The sequence below is a fragment of the Rhizomicrobium sp. genome (assembly GCA_037200385.1).
Lineage (GTDB): Bacteria > Pseudomonadota > Alphaproteobacteria > Micropepsales > Micropepsaceae > Rhizomicrobium.
This window is the reverse complement of sequence record JBBCGL010000001.1, coordinates 2,339,281-2,355,082: the sequence shown is the minus strand read 5'-3', so window position 1 is coordinate 2,355,082 and position 15,802 is coordinate 2,339,281. Positions and strand designations below refer to the sequence as shown.

The 15,802-nt window shown below is 63.9% G+C and carries 11 protein-coding genes; 7 read left to right on the top strand and 4 right to left on the bottom strand.

The features are described from left to right. Positions 1–52: 52 nt before the first annotated feature. From WDM91_11335 to WDM91_11325, 3 genes are read right to left on the bottom strand one after another with little or no spacing between them, the layout of a single operon-like run. Positions 53–2,320: a transferrin receptor-like dimerization domain-containing protein gene (locus WDM91_11335; protein MEI9995179.1), complete on the bottom strand. Its 2,268-nt coding sequence runs from the start codon at positions 2,318–2,320 to the stop codon at positions 53–55. A gap of 36 nt (positions 2,321–2,356) precedes the next feature. After that, the gene (locus tag WDM91_11330) at positions 2,357–3,934 is read right to left on the bottom strand and encodes an AMP-binding protein (GenBank protein ID MEI9995178.1); all 1,578 of its coding nucleotides are present in this window, start codon (positions 3,932–3,934) and stop codon (positions 2,357–2,359) included. Next, positions 3,931–4,455, bottom strand: a complete 525-nt coding sequence (locus tag WDM91_11325) for a MaoC/PaaZ C-terminal domain-containing protein (protein ID MEI9995177.1) — start codon at positions 4,453–4,455, stop codon at positions 3,931–3,933. The genes WDM91_11330 and WDM91_11325 overlap by 4 nt, the downstream gene beginning before the upstream one ends. A 219-nt stretch (positions 4,456–4,674) precedes the next feature. On the opposite strand from WDM91_11325, the gene WDM91_11320 reads away from it, so the two are divergent. From WDM91_11320 to WDM91_11310, 3 genes are all read left to right on the top strand, one after another. Beyond that, positions 4,675–6,243: an alpha/beta fold hydrolase gene (locus WDM91_11320; protein ID MEI9995176.1), complete on the top strand. Its 1,569-nt coding sequence runs from the start codon at positions 4,675–4,677 to the stop codon at positions 6,241–6,243. A gap of 61 nt (positions 6,244–6,304) precedes the next feature. After that, positions 6,305–7,297 carry a threonine/serine dehydratase gene (locus tag WDM91_11315; GenBank protein MEI9995175.1) on the top strand — a complete coding sequence of 331 codons (993 nt, stop codon included), beginning with the start codon at positions 6,305–6,307 and terminating at the stop codon, positions 7,295–7,297. Further along, complete coding sequence (locus tag WDM91_11310; protein ID MEI9995174.1) at positions 7,294–8,301, top strand: asparaginase; 1,008 nt, start codon at positions 7,294–7,296, stop codon at positions 8,299–8,301. Before WDM91_11315 ends, WDM91_11310 begins: the two co-directional genes overlap by 4 nt. A 29-nt stretch (positions 8,302–8,330) precedes the next feature. Here WDM91_11310 and WDM91_11305 read toward each other — a convergent pair whose 3' ends face one another. Next, positions 8,331–9,788, bottom strand: a complete 1,458-nt coding sequence (locus WDM91_11305; GenBank protein MEI9995173.1) for an MFS transporter — start codon at positions 9,786–9,788, stop codon at positions 8,331–8,333. Between the two features lie 263 nt (positions 9,789–10,051). Between WDM91_11305 and WDM91_11300 the strand changes: the two genes are divergently transcribed. From WDM91_11300 to WDM91_11285, 4 genes are all read left to right on the top strand, one after another. Beyond that, positions 10,052–10,819 carry a TetR/AcrR family transcriptional regulator gene (locus tag WDM91_11300; protein ID MEI9995172.1) on the top strand — a complete coding sequence of 256 codons (768 nt, stop codon included), beginning with the start codon at positions 10,052–10,054 and terminating at the stop codon, positions 10,817–10,819. Positions 10,820–10,974: 155 nt separating this feature from the next. Continuing rightward, on the top strand, positions 10,975–12,105 hold the full coding sequence (locus WDM91_11295) for a hypothetical protein (protein MEI9995171.1): 1,131 nt from the start codon (positions 10,975–10,977) through the stop codon (positions 12,103–12,105). Then, positions 12,105–14,177, top strand: coding sequence for a prolyl oligopeptidase family serine peptidase (locus tag WDM91_11290; GenBank protein MEI9995170.1), 2,073 nt, complete (start codon positions 12,105–12,107; stop codon positions 14,175–14,177). Before WDM91_11295 ends, WDM91_11290 begins: the two co-directional genes overlap by 1 nt. A 338-nt stretch (positions 14,178–14,515) precedes the next feature. Next, on the top strand, positions 14,516–15,799 hold the full coding sequence (locus tag WDM91_11285; GenBank protein ID MEI9995169.1) for a hypothetical protein: 1,284 nt from the start codon (positions 14,516–14,518) through the stop codon (positions 15,797–15,799). The last annotated feature ends 3 nt before the right edge of the window (positions 15,800–15,802 follow it).

Here is a 15,802-nt window from a genome sequence, read left to right as displayed (position 1 = left end):
CGCGATGCGCTTGGTCCAACGCGTCTGCTGATCCATTTCGCGCTTCGTCGGCTCAGTTCTTGGCGAGCACGGCCGCGGCCGCATCCACACGCGCCGCATACTCCTCCAGCGCCTTGGCCGTGCGCGCGATGTAGGTCTGGGCTTCCGTCCATCGGCGCCCCTCGATCGCTTCGCGCACGCCGGGCAGCGTCTTGACGCCGTATCCGCTGAGAAGTCCCGGGGCGTAAGCGAGGTTTTGGAACCAGGGCCGCCCCGGCAGACCGTCGGAGTCAAGGAGGCTCTGGTCGATGTTCTGCAGGATGCCGTTGAGCTTGGCCGCCCGGTCCGGTGAAAGGGCGCCGCCGCTCGCCGCCAGAGCCGAGTCATAAGCCATGGCGCTGGCCTCCAGCCGGGTCACCGCGGTGTCGAGCGAAGTGAAGTCCAGCGCCGGCGGCGCGGCTTCGGGTTCCGGCGGCCGATACGTCTTCTTGATCGGGTCGGCGGCAAGGGTGAAGGCGTGCGCCGAGATCAGCTTGTCCTGCGCCTCCGCCTTGCTCTTCAGACTGCCTTGAAGCGCCTTCAGCTCATCCACATAGGCCGCGATCATTCCGGCAAAGGCGCGGAACTGCAGCGGGAGAACCGCGGCGTCGGCCTCCCGAAGCACGAGCCGGCCCGCCGTCTGGGAAAGCGCGACCTCGTATCCAAAGGTCGGATCGCTGAAGCGGGAGAAATGCTCGAAGGTGTCGTAGAGCGAGTGAAAAATCCCCGCGTCCCCATCCTCGCCGGCATAGCCATAACCGAGATTGATGGAAGGCACGCCCAGATGTTGCAGGAAGACGGAATAGTCGGATCCCGAGCCGATCGGATAGACCGGGATGTCGCCGCCGCCGGCGATCATTTTCGCCACCATTGCCAGGTCTGGGTCGGTAAGCCCCTGCACCTGAATGTAAGCCCGCAAGCGTGCCTGGACGGACGCTCCGGTTTCGGGATCGCGAACGTCGGCGGACGCTTCGTTCACGAGCCGTTGAAGTTCATGGCTGGCGCCCGCTCCGAGTATGCCGCGCGCATTGTCGTCCGAATTGACGTAGATGACGGCCTTGCGTGACAGCTCCAGGGCGCGCTCTTCGGCCCACTCGGTGGAACCGATCATGCCGGGCTCCTCTCCATCCCAGCTGGCGTAGACGATCGTGCGTTTCGGGCGCCATCCGGTCTTCAATAGCCCGCCGATCGACTTGGCCTCTCCCAGGAGCGCGACGGTGCCGGCCAGGGGATCCCAAGCCCCGAACACCCAGGCATCGTGGTGATTGCCGCGGATCACCCATTGGTCGGGCGCTTCGGAGCCCCGGATGGTGGCGATCACATCGTAGATGGGCTTCAGGCTCCAATCCGACCGGACCAGGAGATGGACCTTCGCCTTGGAAGGCCCCAGATGATATGTGAGCGGCAGCTGTCCTCGGAACCCGCGGGGCGCCACGGGCCCCTCGATCGCCGCCAAAAGCGGCTCCGCGTCGCCGTAGGAGATGGGAAGAGCCGGTATCTTCAAAATCGTCGGCGCGTTTTCCCGCGTCAACCGCTTGGCGTCCTTCGTGGCGCCAACGCCTGGCGTCAGAGGATCGCCCGGATACACCATGACCTTCTGGACCGATCCCCGCTGAACGCCTTGCCGGGGCCGCCCCGAGCCTTTGGGATACGGGTCGTCCGTTCCGTAACCGTCGTCCGCGGGATCCGAGTAGATCAAACAGCCGACGGCGCCGTGTTCCTGAGCCAGCTGAGGCTTGAGGCCGCGCCACCCATTGCCGTATCGGGTGATGACGATCTTGCCTTTGACGTCGATCCCGGCGCGCTGCAGCGCCTCGTAGTCCTCCGGCATTCCATAGTTGGCGTAGACCACCTCGGCGGTCACATCTCCATCGCCCTGGTACACCAGGTAGGGCGGCAGCACGTCGGCGGTTTGCGCCGAAGAGGCGTCGCCGGGCAGCGGCGGCTCGTGCAAAGCGGCAGTGAACGGATGCTTGCCCAGAAGCTCGAGCTTCTCCGCCACCGGTGTCGGGTCCAGGGCATAAAAGGTTTCGATATGGGCCTCCCAGCCCCACGACTTGAACTGCGCCAGCATCCATTCGGCGTTGGCGCGGTCATGCGGCGTGCCGACGCTGTTGGCCTTGGATGCCAAGGCTTTCATCCACCGGCGCTGTTCCTCGGCGCTCAAGCCCGCGTCGAAGATGCGCTCCAGCGCCCGCTGACCGTCCGATCCGGCGGGAGAAAAGCCCAGCAGGGTCCCCGCCGGCGCTTGTACCGCTCCGCCGAAGGCCGTGGTCAGAGAGAGAACGGCAATGGCTGCCATGCCCGCACAACCGTACAGAAGACTACGAATCCGCATTCAGGCCGGTCCCTCTCCCGCAGCCGCGTCCTTCCGCAACGCGACCTTGTCGATTTTGCCGTTTGCGAGGATCGGAAGCGCGTCGACGATCTGGATGGTTTTGGGAATTTTGTAATTCGCCAGCTTGGTTCTGAGGAACACATCAAGCTCGTGCGCCGTGGGTCTGGTGTCGCCGCGCAGCATGACGAAAGCATGCCCGACCTCGTTGTAAAGCCGGTCCGCTTTCGGAACGACCGCCGCCGCTTCCACTGCGGCGTGGCTTTCAAGCGCGATCTCAACCTCTCTCGGATAGATGTTGAAACCACCGGACTTGTACATCTCGATCCGGCGGCCGACGAGGGTGAGGTTGCCGTCTTCGCGCCAAATCCCCAGATCGCCGGTGCGCAGCCACCCATCCTCGGTGAAGGCCTCCCGCGTTGCGTCCGGCTGTTTCCAGTAGCCCAGCATATTCGTCTCGGCCTTGAACTGAATCTCCCCGACCTCGCCGACGCCGCACAGGTGGCGATCCTCGGTCACGACACGGCAGGGGAAGGCGGAGCCCGGCTTTCCGATCGTCGAAACCAGGACGTCGAGCGGCGCGCCCGCGTCGGTCCAGGTGACGTTCGACGTCGTTTCCGTCAGGCCATAGAGGCCGCCGACGCGTGGCGCGAGGGTTGAAAGCCGTTCGATGACGTCGCGCGGCATGGCGCCGCCGCCCCAGCCGACCGCTTTGAGCGAGGACAGATCGAAACGATCGAAGTCGGGAACGGCCAAGGTCATCTGGACCATCGCGGGAATTCCGCCCCAGACGGTGACCCGTTCCCGTTCGATGATCTCCAATTGCTCCCTCGGGTCGAATCGCTCGGCCAGGATGGTCGTGCCTCCCGCCACCATGTTGGTGAGGCTGATGTCGCCGACACAGGCGATGTGGTTGATCGGGAAGGAATTGATCTGCACCGGACGCGCGGCCGCGGATCGTTCCATCTGCGCACGACTGCCTGCCACCAAGCCGTAATGGCTGAGAAGGGCGCCCTTTGGTCGTCCCGTCGTGCCGGAGGTATAGACGATGATGGCCGGATCGTCGGGGTCGACGAGCAAAGCCGCGTCGTTCACAGCGGCGGCACTCCCGCCGTGCTCCAAAAAGTCTTCCCACGACAGCGATCCGTCGAAGCCGCCATCAATCGTGACGACGTCCGCAATCGAAGCGGTGATGTCGCGGATTGCGCGCAGATCGTCACGGTAGTCGCGTCCTTCGAACTCCGAGAGGGAGATCAGGAGGCGCGGCTCGGCGTCTCCGACGACGAAGCTCAACTCATCGAGCTTGTTGCGCAATCCCAGCCCGACCCAGATCGCCCCGATCGCGCTCGTGGCGAGGAACGTCGTCCAGTATTCGATCCGGGTGCTGCAGAGCATCGCCACGCGGTCGCCGCGCACCACGCCCCGCGCCAACAGCGCTCCGGCGATCCGGTCGACCTCCGACCGAAGCTGCCGATAGGTCCACCGCCGGTCCTTGTAGACCACGGCTGTGTGAACGGGATCCTGGTCTTCTATCAGGCGCAGCGCGCCATACACGGTGAGGTCGGAAGGCGCCCCGGTCATGCGTTCGCTCGCCGAAAGCCGTCAAGGCGAACGCCCTTTTCGGGCATGAGGGAGACCGACAGCCAGCGCGCCACCAAGGCGGGTCGCGAGGCATTCTCCACGTCCACCGTCACATCCGTCCTGCGCAAAATGCGATCTGGCGCCGGCTGTTCGACGGAGACGAGCGTGGCCCGCGCGCGGATGCGGGCGCCGACGCGCACGGGCTCTATCAGGCGAAGACGGTCGCAGCCGTAATTGATGCCGATGAGTTCCTCGTGTGGCAGGGAAGGGCGATGGCTCATGCGGCTGAGTTCGCCGAGAAGAGTCGTGAGCATCGCGATCGTCCAAAATCCGAAGGCGATCGTTCCGCCAAAGGGGCTGTATCTCTTGGCCCACGCGACATCGATGTGCATCGGATCGGGATCATCGGTGCAGACGGCGAACGCGTTGATGTCTTCTTGGCGGACGTCGCGCCAGCGTGACGGCCCGACCTCAACGCCCAGCCTTGCCTGCTCCAGGCGAAGCAATTCCTCGATGGTCACGATTCGTCCCCTCCCTGATCTTTCGTCGGCCAGCCTAATACACGATGCATCATCGAGTATATATCATGTCCGAAATTTCGAAAGCCGCGGCAGCCCGCGCCTTCGGCCCATGCCACATCGATAAAGACGTCATATTTGGCGGTGAACTACGGAGGAAGTCGGGCGCGGCTCAGTCCGTGGAGTTCGCGCCGGTCCGGATCGTCATGTGAAAAAGTCGATATGAGTCGAGTTTTTCACGATTTTCAGCTTTACAAAATTGCAGAGCTGCAGTCCCATGTTTTGGGATGCGCGGCGCATCGTCTCTACGGGGAACTGTTGAAAATGGGTTTGCGGGCAAGCTGTTTGGTGGCGATTGCGGTGCTAGGGGCCGCGGCAATGATCTCGGGCGGCGCGACCGCCGCGCCTGAGACGGTCGACCTGTCTCTCGCGAAACTTGCTCCGGTCGCTTGCCCCTTTCACGCCCCGGCGCGCGTCAGATGCTCCACCCTGGAGGTGCCCGAGAATTGGAGCTTGGGGGCGGGCTCGAAGCGTATCCGAATCCTCGTCGCCACCGTGGCTGCGGCCGACAGCGCGGCGAGGCTCAAGGATCCGATCGTTCTCCTGCCCGGCGGCCCGGGAGTGTCTTCGCTCTTTTCCCTGCCGTTGATCGCCTCCTCCCCGGCCGGGCGAGACCGGGATATCATCGTGGTGGAGTCTCGCGGGTACGGCTATTCGGAACCGGCCCTGTCGTGCAACGGCGTCGACGACCTGGCCGCGTGCTACCGACGTTGGACGGCACAAGGTGTCGACGTCGAACAATACCGCAGCATTCCATCCACGCATGACGTGGAGGCGCTCCGCCGAGCGCTGCGCCTGGGTCCTTGGAACGTGCTCGGCGTTTCCTTCGGCGCTTACTATGCCCTTCAGTATGAGAGGCTCTATCCGGAAGCCTTGCGCTCGGTGACGCTGGACTCCGGCGATACGATGCAAGCCGGATACGATTGGACCCGGCCATCGACGCTGAACGCCTTTGCGCGCGTGTTCGACGACTGTCAGGCCGATCCGGCGTGCAACAAAGCCTACCCGGACCTTCGCAATCGCTTCATCGCCACGATGCGGGATGCAGAACGCAGCCCCGAGACGTATCAAGGCCAGCCGGTCACCGCGGCGCGCATCTTCGATCGCCTCTATCTGACCATGTACTACAGCTTCTCGCTTCGGTTCACGCCGATGCTCGTCGATGCGGCCGCGCGGAAGGACTACGCGACATTGTTCGCGTCTCGGGAAACGGCGGAGAGCGAGGGATACGGGCCCTTCGACCCAACGCGCCGCTCGGCGCTGGGCCTGAACGCGGCGACGCTGTGCGGAGATGACAATCCCTCTCCCGGTGTCCAGGAGGCCCGCGTCCCCTATAAGAACCCGTGGCCGGAGGATATCAAAGCCGACATCCGCCCTGAGGGATGGGACTTCGCTCGGCGGTGTGCAAGCTGGCCGGTCCGCCCCACGCCGCCCGAGCTGACCGGCCCGGTGCAAAGCGATCTGCCCACGCTTCTCCTATCGGGCAGCTACGATCCCATCTGTCCGACGGAATACTCCGAGGCGATCGCCCTTCACCTCGACCATCCGAACCTCGTTGTCGATCCCTCCAGCTCGCACTCCGTTCTCGCGTCGGGCAATCCATGCATCCTTCAAACCTATGTGGATTTTCTTCGCGACCCCCATGCGCCGGTGCGAACGGGTTGCGCCCTGCGGATCGCGCCCGTGGATTGGGCTATCTCGTCGTCTGGGGCGCCGGCTGAGGCGCCCTGAAAGACCAGGGTTCGGCGACAGCTCATTCCATTGATTCACCGCCATCCAGCGCGAGGTTTGCGTGTCTCTGTCATTCGCCATCTCACCGCATGAAATTCATTCTGCTGCCGCTCTCATCCGCGGCGTCGCGGTTCGTACGCCGCTGCTCGAATTCGAAGCTCTCAACGAGCGGGCCGGAAGGCGCGTCCTGGTCAAGTTCGAGGGCGCGCAGCGAACGGGCTCATTCAAATTCAGAGGCGCTTTCAATCGCCTGGCGCGATTGGACGACGAAGCGAAAGCCGGCGGCGTCGTCGCCTACTCGTCGGGAAATCACGCGCAGGGCGTGGCGGCGGCCGCGCGACTCCTGGGAATCCCGGCGACCATCGTCATGCCTGCCGATGCTCCCGGCATCAAGATCGCCAATACGCGCGCCCTGGGCGCCGAGGTCGTGTTCTACGATCGCTCGACCGACTCGCGTGAGCAGATCGCCGCCGATTTGGCGGTGCAGAGGAGGGCAACCCTGGTGCCGTCCTTCGACGATCCGTTCGTCATCGCCGGGCAGGGGACGGTCGGTCTCGAACTGGTGGAGCAGGTCCATGACGTCGGTGCTCTGCTTGCCGGCGTTTTCGTTCCCTGCGGCGGCGGCGGTCTCGTCGCAGGTGTCGCCACCGCGGTGAAGGATCTGGCGCCGGATGCGGACGTCTACGCGGTGGAACCCGCCGGATTTGACGACACCGCAATGTCGCTGAAATCGGGGCATCGCGAGACGGTCTCGAAGGGCGCAACGTCTATCTGTGATGCGCTTTTGGCTCCAAGCCCGGGTGAACTCACATTCCCCATCCTCAAGCGCCTGCTCTCCGGCGGTTTGGTGGTGACGGACGACCAGGTCAGAGCGGCAATGAAATTCGCCTTCGAAAAAATGAAGCTGGTCATCGAACCCGGTGGGGCGGTGGCGCTCGCTGCCGCGCTCACGGGACAGGGCAAAATGGGCACGGGTGCGCTCGCCGTGGTGGTTTCGGGTTCAAACGTCGATCCGGGACTGTACAGCGGGGTCATCGGCGGATCGGCCGGATGATCGGCGGCCGCGCACCGTCTGTCCCGCGGATACTGGTAATCGGGACGGGCGGGACCATCGCGGCCCGAACGGCGATGTCCGGTCCGCGGCGCTATGCCTATGGTCAAGTCGGCGTGGGGAGCCTGATCGCGAAGGCGCAGGTCGGCGCCTTCGCCGACATCCGCAGCGAGCAGGTGGCGGACATCGGATCGCAGGATATGAACACCGCCGTCTGGCACCGTCTCCACGACCGGCTGGTCGCGGCGTTGTCCGACAAAGCGACGGATGGGGTGGTGATCACGCACGGCACCGACACGCTGGAGGAGACCGCCTATTTTCTCGATCTGGTCCTTCCGGTCGGGCCGCCGGTCGTTTTGGTCGGCGCCATGAGGCCGAGCAACGCCGACGATGCGGATGGACCCAGCAACCTCGCCGATGCGATCCGCCTCGCCGCGCTGCCGGCTGCGCGGGATCGGGGCGTGCTTGTGGTCATGGGCGGGGCCATACACGGAGCGCGCGCCGCAACGAAGGTCAGCAACGCTCCGCCGGAAGCTTTTCGCTCTTTCCCCGAACGACCGCTTGGGGCGGTGTCCGCCAGTGGGGCATTCTTCTTCGCGCCGCCGCCGGGGGCGGTCCGCCGGGACAGATATCGCATGTTCGACCCTGGCGCGGAGCCGAGAGTCGATGTCGTCTACGCCCATGCCGGCATGGATTCGTCCATAGTCTCGGCGCTGGCGCGAAGGAAAACGGCCGGCATCGTCCTGGCCGGTCTCGGCAACGGCAATGCCCCCGCCGCGGTGCTCGATCGCCTTGGTGCAGCGGCACGCGACGGCATCGCCGTCGTTCGGTCGACCCGGCTCGGCGAAGGCCGGGTCGATCGCAACGTCGAAGTCGACGACGACGCGCTGGGCTTCCTCGCCGCCGGCGCGTTGAATCCGCAAAAAAGTCGAATTCTGCTCCAGCTTCTGATCGCCAACAGCATTGATAGCCTGGGGCAGCGGCAGCGAGCGTTCGACCTCGGCTAGGATGGAGGCCGATCTCCGCACGGCGGCCGCTACGCCGGTTTCAGACTGTCTTCAAGGTTGGCGTTTCTGATTTCCGCCAGTCTGGATTCCGTCAGGGGATATCGGCTTATGATCAGGGCCGACAGCGCGAAGAGGGCGGCCGGAACGACCGAGACCGATACGAGGATCGCCGCGAGAGCTGCGGAAGGTTCGGCCTGGCCCGCACCCCCGACATATCCCCCGAGCGCCAGCGCGCAAGCGGTCACCAGGGGGCCCAGCGCCAACCCCACTTTCTCCGTCGCCGTCCAAAGCCCGGTGTAGAGCCCTTCCCGTCTTCCCTCCCGCATCAATGCGTCGTGCTGGATCACATCGGTCAGCATCGCGAAGGGGAGAACCTGAAGGCCGGAGAAGCCGAAACCGGAGACGACAAATTGGGCGATGAGCAACCAGGATGGATAGCCCGGATGCACGAACACAAGGCTCATCGCCGTTCCGGCGGAAATGAGCGCGCCGATGACGAAGGCGCGGCGCTTCCCGATGCGTGCGGATATCGCCGCCCAAAGCGGGATGCAGAAGAAACTCGTCAGCACGAGCGCCAAGTAAAGGCCGCCCATAAATCCGGCGTTCTTGCCGAGCAGGTGCGTGGCGACATACGGCATCGCGGCGCCGGAGATGCTCGTGGCGACCACTTGGATGATGAACGCGGCCGTGAGGTGGCGCAGAATGGGATCGCCGATCGCCTTGGCCGCCTCGGCGCGAAACCCCGGAGTTCCGTTTTGTGCCGCCGTCTGCCTCACGGATCTCGACGCAAAGAATGCCGTCAGCATGGCGAAGCCGGTGATCGCGCCAAGAAGGAGCGACATTCCGCCATAGCCTTTGGCCCCCGATCCCAAGGCTTGAACGACCGCCGGTGCGCCCGCCGCGCCGATCAGGACGCCGGCGACGACAAAGCACATGCGCCAGCTCATGATCCTGGTTCGCTCATTCGGATCGTCGCTCATCTCGGCCGGCATGGCGACATACGGAACGGCGAAGACCGAATAGGAGGTGGCGCTGATCGCATAGATGCAGAGGACCCAGGCGAAACGCGCCATGGGGTCTGGAAACGCCGGAGCCCGGAACAGAAACACAAAGCTCAACGACAAGAGGATGGCGCCTGCCAGCAGCCATGGACTGCGGCGGCCCCAAGGGCTGCGGGTGCGGTCGGAGAGGGCGCCCATCAGCGGGTCCGTGAAGACGGCCAGGACCTTCGGCACCACCACTGCTGCGGCCGCCATGATCGGGCGCAAGCCGAGAATGTCGGTCATGTAGAAAAGCAGCAGAATGCTGGGCACGGTGTTGAAAATTCCGGTGCCGATGGAGCCCATGGCATATCCCACCAGGACCTTCTTGGAGAGGTGCTCCGGGGATTTGGCGGTCATGCTCGGTCCTTTTCGCGCGGCCCCGCCACTTAAGGTGGGAGAAACTGAAATAATATCGAGTTTCTCAGGCGCGGCCAGCGAATTCAATATGGAATCGTGCATGCGCCCGAACGGGTCGGCACAGAGAGAGGCCTAGTTGATTCCCATTGAAAATTTCGGACTGTCGGTCGAAGTGCGATGAATCGCGCAAGGGCGAGCCGCACCCCGGTGAGTCGCCCCCTCTCGGTCGCCAGCGTATTTTTTTCGGCGGAATCGAGTCGGGTGCGGTTATGGTTCGCGCCGATCCGGGACAGCTTGCGGGCGCCATGGCAGGTCGGCGACAATCCGCCTAAGCCATCGAAGGATGCGCAATGCGCAAGGTCCGTGCCTCTACGACCGACATCAAGAGACCGCGCCGCAAATTTCGGCAGGCGCGGGGCGATGCGCGCCGCAAGCTTCTCCTGGAGACGGCTCTAATTCTTGTCCGTCAACGGTACATAGACGACATCACCTACCAGGATATCGCACGCGAAGCCGACATGCCCCTGGCATCCTGCTACCACTTCTTTCCGGGTAAAATGGAGTTGTTTGCCGAGCTGATCGACTATGCCGGCCCCTGGCATAAGTTCGTCACCGTCACCGCGCTGACGAAGCCGGCGGAGACCTGGCCCGAGGTGTACGAACATCTCAGCGAGGCACTCATCAGCGCGTATGAGGCGGATCTCGCATTCTTGCAGCTCTTTTCGACATGGAAGATTCCCGGCAACGTCTATGCGGGTCGAGAACCGGGAATTTTGGAGGCGGCGGAACGCATCCGGCAAGCCGTCGATCGGCAGTTCATAAGGCCGCGATTTAAGGACGAGGTCGGTGTCTTCGCCTATGCCACCCGCATCAGCGACGCCATCTGGCGTTCTTCGCTGAGCGAGACGGGACATGTCTCGGATTTCGCCCGCCGGGAAGCCCAGCGGGCCGCCACCTCTTATCTCTTCAACTACGTACCGCCGATCCTCGAGCGCCGCGAAAATCCGATAGAAATGCCCGCTCTCGCGCTCCCGACGGCGATGCCGGAAATCGTTGCCGGTCTGATCGCCGATCCGCAAGGTGCGTCAAGGCGAAAAACTCGATTGCGTGTCGAGTAATTCGTCGCTACGGTGAGATACATCTGCGGCATCCCCGGATCGTCTTCGACTGACGCCATGGCATCCAAGTTCGCTTTCCATCTCCCCGAGGCGTTGCGGCGCCTCACTGCCGTTGGCTGCTTGAGAGTGGCCTCGGATCTCCTGTCGGTGCCCTGATGGCGGTGGCTGGCTGGCGCAAGTGGTTTGACCGGTTCGTCCTTCCCGGCCTTGCCTTCAAGGCGGTGGTGATCGGCGGCGGCTACGCGACCGGGCGCGAACTCGCCGAATTCTTTCTGCCGAGCGGCCCTGTCGGCGGCCTGATGGGCATGGTTCTCGCGATGGTCATCTGGAGCTGCGTTGGCATGGCCAGCTTCTGTCTCGCCTTCGTCACGGCCAGTCGCGACTACGATACGTTCTTTCGCAATCTTCTGGGACCTCTTTCGCCGATTTGCGAGCTGGCCTATGTCCTGACGCTCATCCTTATCCTCTCGGTTTTCGGTGCCACGGCCGGAGCGCTCGGAGCGGCGTTGTTCGGCGCGCCCCTATGGGTGGGCACGCTTGTCCTCGGCATGTGCATCGCGGCCGTGGTTGCCTTCGGTCAAAATGCGGTCGAGGGCCTCTTCAAGTATGTGAGCATCTTCCTCTACGCAGTTTACGGGCTTTTTCTCCTCCTCTCGCTTTGGCGGTTCGGCGGCGCGATCGGACGGGCGCTCACGCTTCATACGCCGACAACGGGATGGGTCGCGGGAGGAACTGCCTATGCCAGCTACAATATGTTGGCCGCGGTGGCGATCCTTCCGGTGCTGCGCCACTTGACCAGCCGTCGGGACGCCCTCATCGCCGGTGCTTTGGCCGGTCCCCTCGCGATGGCGCCGGCGATAGCTTTCTTTCTCTGCATGAGCGCCTTCTACCCCTCCATCGGGGCGGCCAAGCTTCCCTCGGATTTCATCCTGGTGCGCCTCGGCATGCCGTTTTTGCGCTACGTTTTTCAGACGATGGTCTTCTGCGCGCTGCTGGAAGGTGGAACCGCCGCCGTCCAGTCGATTAACGCGCGCATTGGCAAGGTTTACGATTGGCGGGGTTGGGCGTTTACGCCGGCGAAGAAGTTGGCCGTCGCCGCCTTGCTCCTGACCGCGTCGATGGTCGTCGCGGATCGCGTCGGCCTCGTCGCTCTGATCGCCAAGGGCTACCGGATCTTGGCCGTCGTATTCCTGCTCATCTATGTCCTCCCCGTTTTAACCTTTGGGGTTTGGAAGAGCGTCAGCAAAGCCGGCGCTGCCCAACCTTTGCAAGAAGGCTTCGATTGATGATCGCCCGAACCCTGGCTTGCTTCGTCATGTCGTCGGCACTGGTCATTTCGGCCGGTTCCGCTTCCACTGCACCCCTCGGAACGCAGGCGCTCGTGGCGGAGATGACGAGCTTCCCGTTTGCATCGGATCTGGTCCCGTCCCCAACGGACCGCAAGCTGGCGTGGGTATTGGAGAAAAACGGCGAACGAAATGTTTTCGTCGCGACCGCCTTGCGCTCGGGAGGCTTTCGCTCGCAGCAGGTCACCGCCTTCGCCGGCGACGCCGGCATGCAGACCGGACAGATCGCGTGGGCAGGCCACCGACTCGTGTTCGTCCGGGGCACCGCCATAGACGAGGGCAACGCTGCCGATCTCCTCGACCAACCCAATCCGCCGGCCGCTGCGGAGATATGGACGGTCCCGGCGGCCGGCGGCCATGCACGGAAGATCGCACTTGGCAGATCTCCCGCCGCGGCGCCGGGGCGGCAATTGATCGCCTACATCTCCCCGGATAAAGCGGCATGGCTCCTTTCGCTCGAAGGGGCGGGCCGCCCTTATCAGGTCTCCGGCGCCGGGGAGGTACTGAAAATCCTGTGGTCGCCGGACGGCTCGAAGCTGGCGATGGTCCTGAAGCGAAAGGACCATGCTCTCATCGGCGTCTTCGATGTCGGCTCGCGGACGCTTCGCTTGATGTCGCCATCCTTCGAATATGACCGCGAGCCGGAATGGTCGCCGGACGGTCGTCAGATCGCGTGGATTCGGAGCGACCAGCGGCGCGCGGGCGATTTCCTGGTCGGGCGGTCCGGTCCGCCATGGGCCTTATGGATTGCCGACGCTGCGACCGGGCAGGGCCGCCAAGTCTTCGTCGCACCGTCGGGACCCGGCAGCGTGTTCCGTGGCTTGGAGTCCTCCACGCAATCCCTGCGGTGGATGCGGGCAGACCGCATCGTGTTTCCCTGGGAACGGAATGGATGGCTCAATCTCTACGCGCTGGACATCCAATCCGGCGGCGTCACACCGCTTGTTCAGGGCGAATTCGAAGTCTTCACCAGCGAGCCATCACCGGACCGAGAGTCGATTTTGTACATGTCGAACCGCGGCGACCTGGATCGTTACCAGGTCGCCCGCGTCGATCTTTCGGGCAGGGATCAACTGGTCCGTGGCGAGGCGGCGGACGTGTACGATTCGCCGAAGTTCTTCGGCCATGACGTCGCCCTTATGGAAGGCGACGCCTTCACGCCGCTGCACCCGGCGATCGTCGCCGCCGGCGCCTCGAAGACGGTGGATCCCATCGAATGGAGCCCGAACGGGGGCATCAAGCTGGTGCAGCCGCGAGCGGTGGTGTTCACGGCGAGCGATGGTCTCCAGGTGCACGCGCAGCTGTTCTTGCCGACCACGAGGCCCGGCTCCGCCTCGCGCGGACCGGCAATCGTCTTTTTTCACGGCGGTCCCCAGCGCCAGATGCTGCTCGGCTGGAACCCGATGCACGCCTATTCCGAGATGTACGCCATGAACCAGCTGCTGGCGTCCCAGGGCTATCTCGTGCTTTCGGTGAATTACCGGGGAGGGACGGGGTATGGGATGGATTTCCGCGAAGCCAAGGGCTTTGGTCCGCTGGGCGCGAGCGAGCTCTTGGACGCGCAGGCGGCCGCGAATTACCTGGCCGGATTGCCCGATGTGGACCCGCAGCGCATCGGAGTCTATGGCGCGAGCTATGGCGGGTTGATGACCGCTCTTGCGCTTGCCCGCGCACCGTCGCAATACGCCGCGGGTGTCGACTTCGCCGGCGTGCACGATTGGGTCAGCTGGCTTGGTGACCGGCTGCCGCCGGAATATAGAGATATCGCTTGGAAATCATCCGTGGTTTCGGATGTGAGCGGTTGGCGGTCTCCCGTTTTGCTCTCGCAGTCCGATGGAGATCAGGATGTCCCCTTCTCGCAGTCCGTCGAGTTGTGGAACGCGCTGCGCGGCGGTTCCGTCGATAGGCAACAATTGGTCTTCACCGGAGAGCAGCACGATTTTCTCTTGAACCGCAGCTGGCTGACCTTGCTTTCCGCCACGACCGACTTCTTCAACGCGCATCTTCACTAAGCGCCCGCCTTCGCGCGCGGCTGCACCGTGGCGGCGGCTGCGCATTCGTTGTCTATATTATTGCCAAAACAGCAAGTTTTCACATAAGTTGCTTGACATGCAAATCTGGCGATGGCCAAGTTTGCGCTGGAGCGGGCGGACTCTGGCGCCGTTCCCAACACCGACAAATCGCTCGACGACGGGCGTCGGACGAAGGGAAATGACGGATCGTGTTCGCATGACGCGCAATCAGCGTACCTGCCGGCTGTCGCCGCCCGGCGAGGTTGGCATTCCCTCCGAAGCCCTGTGGCATCATCTCCCATCGTTGGCGGGCCGGGAGCCTTGCGGAGCTTCGGTCCATGGCGCCCGCTGAACAAGTCTTGGGCCCTTGGTTGAAGGGCATGGCCTCTCATGGCCCATGGCCGACAACGCAGACCATCGGCGCGCAGAATTGGAACCTGCTCAACGGCGACCTGACGCTGCCATGTGCGGTTCTGAAAAGCTCCGCGCTCGCGGCCAATTCCTCCGCGATGCGGCGCTTTCTGGAATTGACCGGCGCGGAGCTTTGGCCGCACGGCAAGACCACCATGAGTCCCGAACTCATGGCGCGGCAGCTCGAGGATGGCGCCGCGGGAATGACGGCCGCCACGGTCCAGCAGATGGAGGCGATGTTGCTGCACGGGCAGCGACGAATCCTGATCGCCAATCAAGTTGTCGGTCCCGCCGAGCTCAGGCTCCTGTCGGGCGCGCTGAACCGATATCCCGAACTCGAGCTCATGGTGCTCGTGGACTCCGTAGAAAGCGTCCAATTGCTTCAGCGCGGCTTGTCGTTCGTCCCCGACCGGCGTCTCGGCGTATTGGTGGAGATGGGGCAAGTCGGTGCCCGCACCGGCGTTCGCTCGGTCGCGGAGGGGCTGCGTGTGGCGGCGGCCGTAATGGACAGCGCCAAACTCAGGCTTAGAGGGGTTGAAACCTACGAAGGCATCGTCCCCGGCGCCGATCAGCTGGAGATCGAAAAGGCGATCACGATGCTTTTCGGTCAGACGGTCGAACTGGCGGAAGCGATGTCGGTTCGAGGCTATTTTCGGGAGGAGCCGATCATCTTGAGCGGCGGCGGCTCCTGTTACTACGACATGGCGGCCTTGTCTCTTCACCGGGCGAAAACCGGGGACGCAACCCGCATTCTTGTTCGGAGCGGCTGTTATCTGACCCACGACGATGGGTGGCTGGCGGGCTTCCATGAGCGGATGCGCCATCGCAGTCCCGAACTTACCCAAGGCGAACCGGTCCCCCGCCCGGCGCTCGAGGTTTGGGCTCACCTTCAGTCACGTCCCGAGCCGACGCGCGGTTACGCCACGCTGGGCAAGCGGGATGCATCCTACGACATCGACCTGCCGAAGCCGCTGCGCTGGTTCCGGCGAGACCTCCACAGCGAGCCGCAGGCGCTCCCGGAGAACCACACGGTCATCGCCCTGAACGACCAGCACGCCCATCTGGAATTCCCCGCCTCCTCGCCGCTTCAGGTGGGCGACTTGTTGTGCTTCGGCATCTCCCATCCGTGCACCACATTCGATAAATGGCGCGCCATTCCGATAGTCGATGATCGCTACAACGTCGTGTCTGTCGTCACGACTTGGTTCTGAGGC

Bases quoted from the DNA above. Each gene is read 5' to 3' on its own strand.
- WDM91_11335 (MEI9995179.1), bottom strand. From the start codon at position 2,320: ATGGCAGCCATTGCCGTTCTCTCTCTGACCACGGCCTTCGGCGGAGCG.
- WDM91_11330 (MEI9995178.1), bottom strand. From the start codon at position 3,934: ATGACCGGGGCGCCTTCCGACCTCACCGTGTATGGCGCGCTGCGCCTG.
- WDM91_11320 (MEI9995176.1), top strand. From the start codon at position 4,675: ATGAGTCGAGTTTTTCACGATTTTCAGCTTTACAAAATTGCAGAGCTG.
- WDM91_11310 (MEI9995174.1), top strand. From the start codon at position 7,294: ATGATCGGCGGCCGCGCACCGTCTGTCCCGCGGATACTGGTAATCGGG.
- WDM91_11300 (MEI9995172.1), top strand. From the start codon at position 10,052: ATGCGCAAGGTCCGTGCCTCTACGACCGACATCAAGAGACCGCGCCGC.
- WDM91_11295 (MEI9995171.1), top strand. From the start codon at position 10,975: ATGGCGGTGGCTGGCTGGCGCAAGTGGTTTGACCGGTTCGTCCTTCCC.
- WDM91_11290 (MEI9995170.1), top strand. From the start codon at position 12,105: ATGATCGCCCGAACCCTGGCTTGCTTCGTCATGTCGTCGGCACTGGTC.
- WDM91_11285 (MEI9995169.1), top strand. From the start codon at position 14,516: ATGGCGCCCGCTGAACAAGTCTTGGGCCCTTGGTTGAAGGGCATGGCC.